Genomic DNA, 12,645 nt, shown 5'->3' on the forward strand with positions numbered 1-12,645 from the left:
ATCCAGCAGCCGCTCCGGCAGCGCCCAGGTTACGAGTCCGCAGCCGCTGCGGAGCGCGGCCCGACAGCAGAGCAGCCCGGCGCCGCTCATCGCCCGGGTGCCGGCAGCGACGAGCACATGGCCGTACGTGCCCTTGTGCGTATCGCCCTCCCGAGGCTGATGGGGATTGACGTCGAACTCGCGCTGCAGCAGCTCTGTCGTCACCAGCCACGTCGGCCGGATGATCGGCCCCTCGCTGCCGGCCGCCGCATCGAGCAGGCTCGGCGGGATGCCGACAGGCGCGATGAGCACGCTGCCGGCCCGGTCGGCGCCGGGATGCTGGGCGAGCCCACACTTGGGCAGGGCAAAGGTCAATGTCGCCGCCGCGCGAATGCAGGGCTCGGCAGCTTGTCCGCTATCGCTGTCGATGCCGCTTGGCACGTCGGCTGCGATGATCGGCAGCCCGCTGGCGTTCGCCTCCCGGATCATCGAGGCGTAGGGCTCCTTGGGCGCTCCGCGCGTCCCGGTGCCGAGCAGCGCGTCGACGATGCCGCCCCAGTCATGCCATGTCAGCGTCTCGGCGCGATAGACTGAGCTGGAGATGCCTAGCCTCCGGAGGATGCGCAGCTGTCTGGCCGATTCGGCACTAAGCTGGTCTGGCTCCTCCGCGAGCACGATCTCGATCGGGAAGCCGTATTCGTGCAGCTGGCGGGCCGCGACGAGTCCGTCGCCACCGTTGTTGCCCTTGCCTGCCAGGACGACCCACGGCTTGCCTGAGCGCAGCTGCTGCCTCAGCTCGTCCGTCAGCTCCGCCGAGCCGGGCATCCTTCGCACCAGACCCGTCTCCTCCGCTTCGCCGCGCCGCAGCCTGATCAGCAGCTCTGCCAGCGCCCGACCGGCGTTTTCCATCAGCGCATCCACCGCTACGCCGAGCTGGTCGATCACATAGCGATCCAGCCTTCTCATCTCCTCCGACTGCACTAATCGCATCCGATTTCCCTCCTTATGGTTCTTCTACACGCTATTACCACTTTCTCGGCGAGCGCAAACGACCCGCTACGACCTCTTGGATTTCCGTCCGGGTCTGCTATACTTAAGAATAGCATAATTAAGGGGGAGCAGTATGACGATCAAGATTGGACTTATCGGCACAGGCTCATTTGCGAGCAAGCACGGCGATCTGCTCGCGGCGATGGAAGACGTGCGCGTCGTCGCGGTATGCGGCACCAGCACAGGCAAGGCGGAGGCCCTCGCTTCGCGGTATCCCGGAGCAACGGCTTACGGCTCCGTCACGGATATGCTGAACGGCGACAGCCTGGATGCCGCTTATGTATGCGTACCGCCGTTTGCGCATGGCGAAGCCGAGCTGGCGCTCGCTGCGGCGGGCATTCCGTTTTTCGTCGAGAAGCCGCTCGGCGTCGATCTGGAGACGCCATCGCGAGTGCTGGAGGAGGTCCAGGCACGCCGGCTGATCACCTCGGTCGGTTATCACTTCCGTTATATGGACAGCGCCGGGCGCGCTCGCGAGCTGCTCGCCGGCCAGACGGCTGGCATGGCGATCGGACGTTGGCTCGGCGGCATGCCGGGCGTCTACTGGTGGCGGCGGCAGGAAGGCTCGGGCGGACAGCTGATGGAGCAGACGACGCATCTCGTCGACCTGCTGCGCTATCTGATGGGCGAGGTGACGGAGGTGTATGCGGCTTATGCGCAGCGCGTGATGCATGAGCAGCACGAGAGGGTGACGGTGCCCGACGTCGGCGCGCTCACGCTGAAGATGGCCAGCGGCGCGGTCGCCAGTCTGACCAACACCTGCATGGCGCCGCATGCCGGCTCGGTCGGGCTGCAGGTATATGCCAGCGAGGGCATGCTCGAGCTCGACCATCAGGGACTGACGCATGTGTCCCAGGATCGCAAGACGCTCTACAAAAACATAACGGATCCGTATGCGCTCGAAAACCGCATCTTCATCGATGCCGTGCGAACGGGCGATCCAGAGGCGATACGCTCCAGCTATAGCGACGCCTGGCGGACGCAGCAGGTGACGGCTGCGGCCAATCGCTCGGCTTTGATCGAGCAGCCGGTCCGCATCATCTGAGCGCTCCGATCTGTCCCTCACAACACACCTAACCGCAGCAGGGCAAACCTGCTGCGGTTAGGTTTCGCTTCCCCTTCAGAGGAGCGTGGGAGAAGCGGCTTGGCCGGACTTGGTGCAGCTTCATGACGATCTGGCCGTCACACCGATCTTCGACCGGTGATCAACGATACGACGAACAAGATCAGGAAGATGAAGAACAGAACCTTGGCTACGCCGGCTGCGGCATCGACAATGCCTCCGAAGCCGAAGATTGCCGCGACGATCGCGATAATAAAGAAAATTGCTGCCCATCTCAACATAAGTCATCACGCACCCTTTCTACATCATATAATTTAGAAGTCAAGGTCACGGGTAAATTCCGGACTGCGTCCGCCTGCCGCTGCTCTCCTGAGCCTAGGCTCGGGCTAGTGCCGTGTGGCGGCTGCAACCTCGCTTGGTGGTGAATTAACCGTGAACGCAGCGCTTGAAACAGCGGCGAATCGAATCCCGCAATGGCAAATCTTTCCCTTCTATATAGGGCTCCCCATAGGGTTCCCCCGCAGGGCGTCCTCATAGCCTGTCCGGCTTTTGCGCCCCGTTCATCTCGCTTGGCACGGACTGATTCAGCGAGATGAGCGAAGGGTAACGATATACAAAGCAAACCAAAGCGTTCGGTAAACGGACTGAAAATGGAGGTATGACTTATGATCATTGAAATCAGTGTCCTCATTATGGCCATCTCGGTGGCTGCCCTGGTGATCTTCCTCATTCAGACGCTGCGCAAAGCCCAGCATTCGATCGACACGGCCAACGAGACGCTGCGGGAGGCTCGAGACTTGATCCACTCCTCAAAGGATGATGTGGAAGGCCTCGTCGGCAATGTCCGCGACCTGATCGCACAGGTCAATACGCAGGTCGGCGCGGTGGAGCCGCTCATGTCCTCGGTGCGCGATGTCGGTACGGTGGTGCATGAAGTGACGACGGCGGCGCGCGAGGTGTCGACAAGTTGGGTGGGCAGTCTGAAACGCAAATCGCAGCATGCGGTAGCGCAGGTCGATCGCGCCACGGCGGCCAAGGCAGCGGAGCCTGCTCCGGCCAACAACATGAAATGGCTGGATTGGCTCGATACCGGCGTGAAGGTGGCGCGCGGCGTTCAAAACGCGATGCAAGCCTTCAAAAGCACCAATCGGGCCGCAGCTCCCCAGGTCGCGGCTACAAGCGAGACTGTCGTCAAGGAATCGATCAAGCAGGAACCGGTCGCTCAGGAGCAGGTCACGAACTTGAATAGACGGTTAAGCTAGAATAGGAGACGAAGCATGGACAGACAGGAACGACTCTCGAAAAGCTGGAAAATGAAAATCCTGATCGTCGATGACAACCCGATGAATGTCACGGTCGTACAGGAAATGCTGAAGCGGGCAGGCTACCGCAACGTGCACTCGGCGAGCTCCGGGATGGAGCTCTTCGAGCTGGTCGGGCTGACGGAGACCGGCGAGGAGCCGGAAGGCCATGTGTTGAACGACCACGGCTTCGACCTGATCCTGCTGGATATGATGATGCCCAAGATCGACGGGATCGCCGCTTGCCGGGCGATGCAAAGCTCGGAGCGGCTGCGGGATATCCCGATCATCATGGTGACAGCGATCGGCGACTCCAAGAAGCTGGCTGAAGCGCTCGACGCTGGCGCGAGCGATTATGTCACCAAGCCGATCAACAAGATTGAGCTGCTGGCGCGTATCCGGGTGGCGCTGCGCTTGAAGGAAGAGAAGGATTGGCATAATGAGCGAGATCGCCGATTGCATGAGGAGCTGCTGCTCGCCAAGGAAGTGCAATCGGCGGTGCTGCCGCAGCCGATCTCGGAGAGCGGGATCGAGATCGGTTCGCTATTTTCCCCGTCTGAGGAGCTGGCGGGGGATCTCTACGCCTGGCATCGGATTGACGAGCATCGCTATGGCGTGGCCGTCATCGATGCGATGGGGCATGGCATCTCGTCCTCGCTCGTCTGTATGTTCATCGCTTCGGTATTGAAGGATGCGATGATCAAGCTGGTCGATCCGAAGCGGGTCGTCCGCGAGCTCAATCGCCGGGCGATGCAGCTGCAATTTACGGACCAGCTCATCCAGTACTACTATACCGGCATCTACCTGGTCGTCGATCTCGAGAAGGGCGTCGTCGACTATGTCAATGCGGGCCATCCGGCGGGCGTGTTGCTGCGCCGCGACGGTCAACCGTCGGTCCGGCTGGAGGGAGGCTGCTCGGCGATTGGGCTGTTCGAGGACATCGAGATCCAGAAGCGTACGGTGCCGATCGCCCAGGGCGACCGCATCGTTATGGTGACGGACGGCATCCTGGAGATGGTGGAGGCGCCGGATGACGAGAAGCTGGACCGGCTGTATGAGCAATTGGCGGCGACAGCCGGGCCGGAGGCGATCGCGCAGTGGGAGGCGCAGTATTTCAAGGAGGAGCTCCCTTCGGACCGTGCCGACGATCGTTGCCTCGTCTGGGTGAATCTCAAGTAGGACAAGCCTTGGGAATAGCCGGACAGAGCAACTGAGCGCAAACAGATAGGCGTTCATGGAGAGAGAAAAGCGAGGCAAGGGCTGCTGCTCCGGTCACTGAGGTGACTGAAGCGGCAGCCCTTTGTTGTGAAATAAGAAGATGAATAGGAGCGGTTCTCATGCGGTCTCGGTCGCTACCTCGCTGGGCCATTGCTTAACTGCAATAATACCTCTATTTATGCTCCACAGCCCGTGAAAGGAGCAAAGGAGCAAGGATGCAAGCCTCAGCGTCTGCCGCGGCGGTGACGCGACAAGCGGGAGGGAAGAGGCTGCTCCTCCAGGCGCGAAGTGTCTGTCCGGCGTGAAGGGTCAGTCTCGCACCACGCGTCTGCCCTGCGAGAAGCGTCATTCTCGCGCCACGCGTCTGCCCGGCGTGAAGCGTCAGTCTCGCGCGAAGCATTCGCCTGGCGCGACGCATCTGCCCGGCGAGGAGCGTCTCTCTCGCCTTGCGCGACCGCCTTGCGCGACCTCTCTACCATGCGCCCAGACGGCAACTGGCGCGAGCGCTGCCGCGCCTCTGAGGTGCGCCGCCGCCGACGACTTAGCAGCAGATCGCCCGTCCAGCCCTTGCGCCACAGCCAGATATAGATCGCCAGCGTGAAGGCCGTGACGACGGCGCAGATGAGCAGGAAGCCGATCGGCTCCGCCGACCAGGGGATGCGCCGGAAGTTCATGCCCCATAATGCGCCAGCGACGGTCGCCGGGGTGAAGAGAGCGGTGAAGATCGTCAGCGTCTTCATGATGTCATTGCCCCGGAAGCTGGCGATCGCATCGTCCATCGAGATGAGCGTATCGATCTCGGCGCTGTAATGCTGCATGAGCGCCTCGATCCGCTCGATGCGGTGCTGCAGCCGCTGCGCCGGTTCTGTCCCTGCGATCGTCTCGAGGAACGCCTCGCGCGCCGCCCCTTCGATCTCGCGGATCGGCATGAACAGATGATTGCGGTGCAGCAGCTCGTAGCGCCGATCGAAGATCTCATCGAGCAGGTCTGCCCGATTGCGCGATTGCATCGCTTGCTCCAGGCCACTGAGCCGTTGCTCGAACAGATCCAGCCCGTCGTGGAACTCGTCGAGCAACGCTTGCAGTAGCACGAACAGCGCCTCGGGCGCACTGTCGCAGCGCTCGATCCGACTCTGCCACGGGGGCAGCTGCAGCAGCGATACGAGGGCTGCATCGGGCGGGAGCAGGACCAGCGTTCGACGGTCGGTCCAGAAGTGCAGCGGCGATGTCTGCGCCCGCAGGCCCGGCTGCTCGATCATCAGCGTGCCGTGAATCGCCGGTTCTCCCTCCAGCAGCTCGGATACCGCGATATGATTGACCTTGCGATCGCTTGTCGAAGCCAGCCAGCCTGCGAGCATCGGCAGCTCGCGGCGCACATAAGCGTCCGCCGACAGGTCGAGGGAGGGGAGCAGCACATACCACGCCCAGCCGGGATATCGCAGGTGGCGAATCGTCATCTTGTTCCCTCCGCATCCAGAATAAAAGGCACCCTTCCCGTCCTGAGTGGACTTAAGGTGCCTAGATTAGCTTATTATTCCGCTTCTGTCAACAGCTGCTTTAGCTTGTCGATCGCTCGCTTCTGAATGCGCGAGATGCTCATCTGCGAGACGCCGAGCTGGTCTGCGATCGTGCGCTGCGGCAGTCCCTCATCGAACACCAACAACAGCACCTGCTGCTCTTCGGGCTTCAGCTTAGCCATCGCCGATTGCAGATCGAGCTTCTTGTCGACCGTGTCGAAGTCGTCGGCCTGCGAACCGATCAGCTCGCCCAAGGTGGTGTTGCTGTCCTCCTCGGAGATCGGCGTATCCAGCGATACATAGTGGTAGAGATCTCGCCCTGCCAGGATCTCCAGCGTCTCCTCATAAGTCAGCTCAAGATAGGAGGCGATCTCGTCGACGTTGGGCGAACGCTCGAGCCGGACCGTCAGATGATCGATCGCTTGCTGGACGACGATGCCCTTTTCTTTGATCCGCCTTGGGACCTGGACGTACCAGGATTTATCCCGCAGATAGTTTTTCATATGGCCGATGATGCTCTTCATGGCGTACGGCTCGAATTGAACGCCTACAGTGGCATCGTATTGTCCGAATAACCGAAGCAATGCCATCTGTCCAACCTGATACAGATCTTCGTACAAGTCGGGACGGTTTCTCGAGATTTTGCCGGCCGCCATTCGAACCATAGGCTCATAGAATTCGATTAGCTGTGTCGCCGCTTCGTTGGTCGGGTTCTCCTGATAGGCCAGGATCAGCGCCGCCGGCTCGAAGGGCGAGGATTCTGCCGGTTGCGTGCTCATGCCGTCTCTTCACTCCTGACAAGGCGTTTGGTCAAGATGACTTCAGTACCTGCTTCGCTGTGCACCTCCACCTGATCCATTAACGCCTGCATAAGATATAGTCCAAGGCCTCCCGGATTGATCTCGCCGATCGACTTGCCGAGTAGCGGTGACGCTTGAGGCGCCCCAACAGCGGCGACCGCGTCGAAGCTTTGGCCTTCGTCCTTAACGACAATGGACAACGCATCGTTTTTCTTGACGAAGCGAATCTCCATCGTGGGCTGTTCGTCCAAGGCAGCTGTTGCATCGCCCCCGACAGGATTGCCATAGGCGTGGAGCACCGCATTGTTGCATGCCTCCGATACCGCAACCTTCATATCTTCGATCTCCTCGTAGGAGAAACCCATCTTCGCTGCGATTCCGTATAAGGTGACCCGGACCAGATCCACATATTCTGCGGTGGCCGGCACTTGTAGCCTAACCATCTCTTCGGTCGCTTTCATCGCGTTCATCCTCGTTCCCTTCTGTAACATTGTGGTCTAACCGTTCTATACGATCTTCTGAGAGAAAAACGGCGTAATGCCGGTCATGTCGAACAGCTTCTTAATGGTAGGCGGGATGGCCTCGACAGAAAATGGGGCGTTCTGAGCATTTCTCGCTTTAAGGACAGAGAGCAGAATGCCGATACCGGTACTGTCGATATACTTCAGGTCTCTAAGATTCAGAGTCAGCTCGCGGTCCGTCAGTTCGACCAGGGGAGCCATAGCGGCACGCATTTGCGTCGCGACTTCGAGATCAAGCTCGCCGCTGACGTAGACGATGCATTTGCCTTCCTTGGTTTCGGTGCGCAGTTGAAATTTATCCGGTTGTTTCATGTTTTCCTCTCCTGACTCTAGAAATACGTACCTTTGCCAGACTTTTATAGTTACCCTACATTCAAATGATTATTAACCATACTCTTAGCCGTTTAAACATCAAGCCGGAGGAAGATTTTGAGAGGAAGGAAAACGGCGTTTATTTGGCTGTTGCCCTTGTTTTGGAGCGGGAGAAGCCGGGTAAGGATGGTCAACGAGGCGAATCAAGCCATCACCGAAAGGGGACGATAAGAATGCAACAGAACCGTCATATCGATGTCGAGGAGCGGCACGTGGAGAAACGCAGCGATTCGAGCCATGTCGCCGCCACCTTCATCAAGTACGCCGCCTACATCATCATCTTTTTCGGCGCGTTGTATTTCTTGGTGAAATACGTGTTCCCGATGTTCTGATAAAGTGCGATCAATCTACCTAATTATAGAGGAGGCGTTAACTATGGGTAAGAAGCTGGGTGTATTCAAATTGGAGCAGCAAGCGATCGAAGCGGTAGAAATGCTGGAGCGTGAAGGCTTCGCGAGCAGCGAGCTGCAGGTGCTGGCGCGCGATAGCGATCATACGCATCGGATCGAAGCCGAAACGAATATTCCGACGGAAGAGGTGCAGGAGATCGCCGAGGACCGCGGCGATGGCCGCGTCATCGGCGTACCGCTTGCTGCCGGAGCGATGGGCGTCGGCAATCCCGGCGGCTCGATGGCGGCAGGCGCCAACTATGGCGCTGCTCCTGCGGCTGGGGTGGGCTTCTTCGGCGGATTGTTCCGCCGCAGCTTCCGGCGCGAGGACGGCGACGGCATGCGCGACACGCTGCGTACGCTGGGTCTGGGGAGCAAGGAGGCCGACCTGGCCAGCGAAGCGCTCCGTGAAGGCTCGCTGATCATCGTCGTCGACTTGGAGGATGATGCGGAGAAGACCGACAGCGGCATCAGTAGACTGGATAAGGCCGAAGCGGTGTTCCGCAGCGCCGGCGCAGTCGATATTCATTAAGGATCGCCGCGATGTCGCGATGGCGGTGCTCAGGGGTCGCCCTGGCACCGCCATTTGGCATGTCCCCCGCTGCTAGGACAGCGCAGGCGTGTAGCCCCAGAAGCCTGCCTCTCCGACAGAGGGGGGGCTCCTGGGGCTGTCTGCTGGCTCAAGCGCGCGTCAATGACGGCCGATCCAGACGCACAATGCGGGAGACGGGATGTGGCGTCTTGCCCAGGATAAGGTCGCGTACGATGCCTGCGGCCAGCATGCTGTAGACGGTTCCGTTGCCGCCGTAGCCAAGGCAGTAATAGACGCCGGGCCAGGCAGGATCGCTGCCGATGAAGGGAAGATTGTCGCGCGACTCGCCGAAGGCGGCGCTCCATTCGTATTCGATCGGGCTGTCCATCATCGGGAACAGCTCGCGGATCGCACGCTCCAGCTTGGCGATGCGCCTGGCGCGGGCCTCGTCGTCTGCGAGCGGCTCCGCCTGATCCTCATCGAGACCGCCGACGACGATCCGGTCGTCCGCCGTTGTGCGCATATACAGATACGGCCTCGCTGTCTCCCAGATCATGTTGCGCGCATGCCAATCATCGATGCGCTTTTGAGGCGCGGTGACGGCCGCATAGGAGCGGTTGATATCCGCTTTGATCAGTTGGCCCCGCAGCTCCTCCGGCTCATAGCCGATCGCATAGATGACATGTTCCGCATCGACGACAGCGCCCGACTTCGTCTCCAGGAGATGGCGTCCATCTGCGCTGCGGTGCCGGATCACCTCGGTACCCTCGTAGACGTTCAATCCATGCTTGACGTTGTCCTCGGTGATGCTGCGTACGAAGCGGTAGGGGTTCACCTCGGCGTCGCCGTGCATGAGCAGGGCAGCGGGCCGGGTAAACGGATAATGGGCGGCGATCTGCTCGTCTGTCCAGTAGTCGACGGGGAAGCCGTGCTTGCGCAACATCTCGTACTCCCGCTGCAGCTTGGCGACGTCTGCTTCGCTGCTGGCGTAATACAAGCTGTTGCGGTTATAGAACTCGACCTCTGTCGGCAGGCGCGCGGCGAGCTTGTGCAGTTGGCGAACCGCAATACGGCAAGCGCTGTAGAACTCGGCTGCGTCGGCTTCTCCGATTTGCTCGGCCAACTCATGCAGCATGATATCATTGGCGTACTGCAGCAGGCCGGTGTTGGCGGAGGTGCTGCCGCCGCATACCTCGTCGCGCTCCAGCATGACGGTCGTCAAGCCGGCTTCCACGAGCGTGTGGGCGCAGATCGCGCCGGACATGCCGCCGCCGATGATCGCTACGTCGCAGCGCAGATTTTGCTCCAGTGGAGGATAGTCGGTTTTGCCTTCCAGAGTGGTGGGCCAGTATAGATGGCCATAATGATGCTCCATACGCGTTTCTCCTTTGGGGTTGAGTAGGCATTCTGCCTGCGGACTCCAAAAATGCCGGAGCCCAGGGCTCCGGCATCTCGGGACGGAGGAGGCACGTACGCCTAATCCTGTATCGGATCGGGGACGAGTCCTTCCTCCTCGAGCTCGGCATTGGTCTGCATCTGCTCCATATCGCGGCCAAGCCGTTGCACGTCTTCCATGTTCTGCGTCATTACGCCATTCTCCGCTTCATCCACGGGCCTCGACGGGGTACCCGCCTGGCCTTGCTTCGGGAGCTCGGATCGTTGGGGTTCATGTGGAGTTGCCATCGCTATCCCTCCTTGGGACGGACACCAAAGTCCGGCGGTAGCTTACTTATGATTGGAAGCGGCGTTGTTCAGCGAGGTCGACGCATCCTTTACCGTCTCTTCTGCGGCATCGACTGCTTCATGCGCACGCTCGGCTGCCGCCTCGGCGGTTTCCTTGCCTCGAATGCCGATTACGGTAGCTGCTTCCTTGGCCTTGGTGGCTGCCGTGTCGACAGCTTCGTGGGCCAGACTCGCGGTCGACGATGCCTTCGAGCGGGCTGCAGTAGCCAGATCCTGGACCTTGCTGGCCAGTATCGAAGCTTGCTCGCCGACAGCTTGAGCTGCTGTGGTGGCCGATTCGGCCAGCGAGCTGGCTTGCGTTTTCAGCACCTCTCCGGCGCCTTCCGCTTTGACCTTCAGGTCCTGACGCAGCTCGCGGCCCGATTTGGGAGCCAGCAGGAGCGCAGCGGCTGCGCCGATCAATGCGCCGATAAGCGCGCTTTTCAGCGCAGTTCCGTTCGTCGATTTTGCGTTTGTTTCATGGTTTTCCATGAGGATCATCTCCTTTAATAGTATGTTCGTTGGTGGGGCCTTTCATTGGCCCGGCTTGAACTATTTTTAACCCGTTAGTCATACGTTGAAACTTTGGTCTGTGTCAGGCGGGCAGTGATTATTATCGTGGGGATTGGAATACAATGAAGAAAACTGGCGAAGGGCGGGGATTGGGATGGAGAGGGAACAGCAGATGCGGGCGATCCCGCTGGCACAGGTATGGCGGGGTCATCTAATCGAGAATAGCCATATCGGGCATGCGGCGGTCGTCGATGCGGATGGACGGCTGCTGGCGTGGGCCGGCGATCCCGGAGCATGCACCTATATGCGATCGGCGGCCAAGCCTGTGCAGGCGTTGCCTGCCGTCATGCGGGGCGTCCTGGAACAGTACGGTTGGGGAGAGGAGGAACTGGCGCTCATGACGGCGTCGCATCGGGGAGACGAATCGCATATCGCCGTGCTCGAGCGGATGCTCGCGACATCGGGCATCGCCGAGTCGGAGCTGGCGCTGCCGGAGACGCTGATGCTTGGCGAGGCGCCGCGTGAGCGGCTGCTGCGCGCTGACGGCGAGCGCCGCCGCATCTATCACAACTGCGCGGGCAAGCATCTCGGGCTGCTGGCGCTTTGCGATATGGCGGGCTGGCCTCGGCGCGGCTATACGCAGCCGGAGCATCCGCTGCAGCAGGAGATTCTGAAGCGCCTCGCGGCGTTGTCCGGCGAGGAGGAGAAGCGTGTCGAACGAGCTACGGACGGCTGCGGCTTCCCCGTATTTGCGCTGCCGATCTGGCGGATCGCGCTAATCTACGCCCGCCTGGCAGCGCCGCCAGGCGGCCTGGATGATGCGGTGCGGCAGGCGACAGTCCGGACGACGGCTGCGATGCTCGCCCAGCCTGCGCTCGTCGAAGGGGAGGGGAGGCTGGCGACGACCTTGCTGGCGGGCGGCGTGTTGGCCAAGAGCGGTGCCGAGGGCGTGTTCGCTATTGGGCTGCCGCAGCTGCGGCTCGGCCTCGCGGTCAAGCTGCTGGACGGCTCCGAGGCGGCAATGCCAACGGTCGTCGCCGCTCTGCTGCGCTCGCTCGTGGCCTCGCGGCACGGCGCAGGCGCTGCCGAAGAGCTGCTGGCGCTGGCAGCCCGGGTCGATGCGTCGCATCACACCATCGTGCATAGCGATGCAGGCGCGGCAGTCGGACGGATCGAGCCGGTCGTCCGCCTGTCCTATGGCGAGGGGCCGCGTTTCCGCAGACGTTCCTCTGACCTGGCGTGACGGCCCTCCGACCAGGCGTAGTAGCTCGCTCCTGAACTAACGTTCCAATCAGCATTACCGATCATCGTCACGAGGAGAGGGGCTGGCATTGCTTAACTGCAATAATACCTCTAATTATGCTCCAAAGCCCGTACAATCGGGATTTTAATGCAAAAGTGCAGTTGTTTTTGGGAAAAGGCACGCCGTCAGCCGAATCCGCCTCATTTAAGTGCGGATTTGCATTTATATACTTGTTTCCACCTCGTTTCGCCGAAAATTAGTGTACTTTTACTCTTACATGTATTTCTAACCAGCCTCGTTTGGGCTAAAAATGTGAGAGTAGTACGGTAATGAGGGAGCAATATATGAGTTACTGCGCTATCGAGGACGATACGCCCCGGTTTTAGTTGCGCTTAATGTTGCGCTTAGCGAGGGCGATACGCCCG

The 12,645-nt window shown here is 60.5% G+C and carries 15 protein-coding genes; 6 read left to right on the top strand and 9 right to left on the bottom strand.

Going from position 1 to position 12,645, the window contains the following annotated elements:
* Positions 1-969, bottom strand: a 969-nt coding sequence (locus PA598K_RS18160) for an NAD(P)H-hydrate epimerase (protein ID WP_128658324.1), incomplete at its 3' end; no start/stop codon positions are given.
* Positions 970-1,102: 133 nt separating this feature from the next.
* Between PA598K_RS18160 and PA598K_RS18165 the strand changes: the two genes are divergently transcribed.
* Positions 1,103-2,074, top strand: coding sequence for a Gfo/Idh/MocA family protein (locus PA598K_RS18165; protein ID WP_128658325.1), 972 nt, complete (start codon positions 1,103-1,105; stop codon positions 2,072-2,074).
* Positions 2,075-2,211: 137 nt separating this feature from the next.
* Here the strand turns inward: PA598K_RS18165 and PA598K_RS18170 are convergent, their stop codons facing one another.
* Complete coding sequence (locus tag PA598K_RS18170; protein ID WP_128658326.1) at positions 2,212-2,373, bottom strand: DUF1328 domain-containing protein; 162 nt, start codon at positions 2,371-2,373, stop codon at positions 2,212-2,214.
* Between the two features lie 384 nt (positions 2,374-2,757).
* On the opposite strand from PA598K_RS18170, the gene PA598K_RS18175 reads away from it, so the two are divergent.
* Entirely contained in the window at positions 2,758-3,354 is a 597-nt protein-coding gene (locus PA598K_RS18175; RefSeq protein WP_128658327.1) for a DUF948 domain-containing protein, read from the top strand.
* Positions 3,355-3,369: 15 nt separating this feature from the next.
* The gene (locus PA598K_RS18180) at positions 3,370-4,572 is read left to right on the top strand and encodes a PP2C family protein-serine/threonine phosphatase (RefSeq protein WP_260405481.1); all 1,203 of its coding nucleotides are present in this window, start codon (positions 3,370-3,372) and stop codon (positions 4,570-4,572) included.
* A gap of 263 nt (positions 4,573-4,835) precedes the next feature.
* On the opposite strand, the gene PA598K_RS18185 is transcribed toward PA598K_RS18180, so the two are convergent.
* The 4 genes from PA598K_RS18185 to PA598K_RS18200 all read right to left on the bottom strand — a co-directional run bounded on the left by PA598K_RS18185 (position 4,836) and on the right by PA598K_RS18200 (position 7,761).
* Complete coding sequence (locus tag PA598K_RS18185; protein WP_128658328.1) at positions 4,836-6,068, bottom strand: magnesium transporter CorA family protein; 1,233 nt, start codon at positions 6,066-6,068, stop codon at positions 4,836-4,838.
* Between the two features lie 74 nt (positions 6,069-6,142).
* On the bottom strand, positions 6,143-6,907 hold the full coding sequence (locus PA598K_RS18190) for a sigma-70 family RNA polymerase sigma factor (protein ID WP_128658329.1): 765 nt from the start codon (positions 6,905-6,907) through the stop codon (positions 6,143-6,145).
* Positions 6,904-7,389: an anti-sigma B factor RsbW gene (gene rsbW / locus PA598K_RS18195; RefSeq protein WP_128658339.1), complete on the bottom strand. Its 486-nt coding sequence runs from the start codon at positions 7,387-7,389 to the stop codon at positions 6,904-6,906. The genes PA598K_RS18190 and rsbW overlap by 4 nt, the downstream gene beginning before the upstream one ends.
* A gap of 45 nt (positions 7,390-7,434) precedes the next feature.
* A complete protein-coding gene (locus tag PA598K_RS18200) occupies positions 7,435-7,761 on the bottom strand; it encodes an STAS domain-containing protein (protein ID WP_128658330.1) in 327 nt (108 codons plus the stop codon).
* Between the two features lie 233 nt (positions 7,762-7,994).
* Here PA598K_RS18200 and PA598K_RS36310 point away from each other — a divergent pair, with 233 nt between their 5' ends.
* A complete protein-coding gene (locus PA598K_RS36310) occupies positions 7,995-8,153 on the top strand; it encodes a hypothetical protein (protein ID WP_185602083.1) in 159 nt (52 codons plus the stop codon).
* Between the two features lie 43 nt (positions 8,154-8,196).
* Positions 8,197-8,742: a general stress protein gene (locus PA598K_RS18205; RefSeq protein WP_128658331.1), complete on the top strand. Its 546-nt coding sequence runs from the start codon at positions 8,197-8,199 to the stop codon at positions 8,740-8,742.
* 148 nt (positions 8,743-8,890) lie between these two features.
* Here the strand turns inward: PA598K_RS18205 and PA598K_RS18210 are convergent, their stop codons facing one another.
* From PA598K_RS18210 to PA598K_RS18220, 3 genes are all read right to left on the bottom strand, one after another.
* Positions 8,891-10,117, bottom strand: a complete 1,227-nt coding sequence (locus PA598K_RS18210; protein ID WP_128658332.1) for an NAD(P)/FAD-dependent oxidoreductase — start codon at positions 10,115-10,117, stop codon at positions 8,891-8,893.
* Positions 10,118-10,218: 101 nt separating this feature from the next.
* Positions 10,219-10,425 carry a hypothetical protein gene (locus tag PA598K_RS18215; protein WP_128658333.1) on the bottom strand — a complete coding sequence of 69 codons (207 nt, stop codon included), beginning with the start codon at positions 10,423-10,425 and terminating at the stop codon, positions 10,219-10,221.
* A gap of 42 nt (positions 10,426-10,467) precedes the next feature.
* Entirely contained in the window at positions 10,468-10,956 is a 489-nt protein-coding gene (locus PA598K_RS18220; protein ID WP_185602084.1) for a YtxH domain-containing protein, read from the bottom strand.
* Between the two features lie 175 nt (positions 10,957-11,131).
* On the opposite strand from PA598K_RS18220, the gene PA598K_RS18225 reads away from it, so the two are divergent.
* Complete coding sequence (locus PA598K_RS18225) at positions 11,132-12,220, top strand: asparaginase (RefSeq protein ID WP_128658335.1); 1,089 nt, start codon at positions 11,132-11,134, stop codon at positions 12,218-12,220.
* Positions 12,221-12,645: the final 425 nt, after the last annotated feature.

It is taken from the genome of Paenibacillus sp. 598K, assembly GCF_003851045.1.
Classification (GTDB): Bacteria; Bacillota; Bacilli; order Paenibacillales; family Paenibacillaceae; genus Paenibacillus_D.

Excerpts from the sequence above, each read along its gene's own strand:
- PA598K_RS18165 (WP_128658325.1), top strand. The coding sequence starts at position 1,103 with ATGACGATCAAGATTGGACTTATCGGCACAGGCTCATTTGCGAGCAAG.
- PA598K_RS18170 (WP_128658326.1), bottom strand. The coding sequence starts at position 2,373 with ATGTTGAGATGGGCAGCAATTTTCTTTATTATCGCGATCGTCGCGGCA.
- PA598K_RS18175 (WP_128658327.1), top strand. The coding sequence starts at position 2,758 with ATGATCATTGAAATCAGTGTCCTCATTATGGCCATCTCGGTGGCTGCC.
- PA598K_RS18180 (WP_260405481.1), top strand. The coding sequence starts at position 3,370 with ATGGACAGACAGGAACGACTCTCGAAAAGCTGGAAAATGAAAATCCTG.
- PA598K_RS18185 (WP_128658328.1), bottom strand. The coding sequence starts at position 6,068 with ATGACGATTCGCCACCTGCGATATCCCGGCTGGGCGTGGTATGTGCTG.
- PA598K_RS18190 (WP_128658329.1), bottom strand. The coding sequence starts at position 6,907 with ATGAGCACGCAACCGGCAGAATCCTCGCCCTTCGAGCCGGCGGCGCTG.
- rsbW (WP_128658339.1), bottom strand. The coding sequence starts at position 7,389 with ATGAAAGCGACCGAAGAGATGGTTAGGCTACAAGTGCCGGCCACCGCA.
- PA598K_RS18200 (WP_128658330.1), bottom strand. The coding sequence starts at position 7,761 with ATGAAACAACCGGATAAATTTCAACTGCGCACCGAAACCAAGGAAGGC.
- PA598K_RS36310 (WP_185602083.1), top strand. The coding sequence starts at position 7,995 with ATGCAACAGAACCGTCATATCGATGTCGAGGAGCGGCACGTGGAGAAA.
- PA598K_RS18205 (WP_128658331.1), top strand. The coding sequence starts at position 8,197 with ATGGGTAAGAAGCTGGGTGTATTCAAATTGGAGCAGCAAGCGATCGAA.
- PA598K_RS18210 (WP_128658332.1), bottom strand. The coding sequence starts at position 10,117 with ATGGAGCATCATTATGGCCATCTATACTGGCCCACCACTCTGGAAGGC.
- PA598K_RS18215 (WP_128658333.1), bottom strand. The coding sequence starts at position 10,425 with ATGGCAACTCCACATGAACCCCAACGATCCGAGCTCCCGAAGCAAGGC.
- PA598K_RS18220 (WP_185602084.1), bottom strand. The coding sequence starts at position 10,956 with ATGGAAAACCATGAAACAAACGCAAAATCGACGAACGGAACTGCGCTG.
- PA598K_RS18225 (WP_128658335.1), top strand. The coding sequence starts at position 11,132 with ATGGAGAGGGAACAGCAGATGCGGGCGATCCCGCTGGCACAGGTATGG.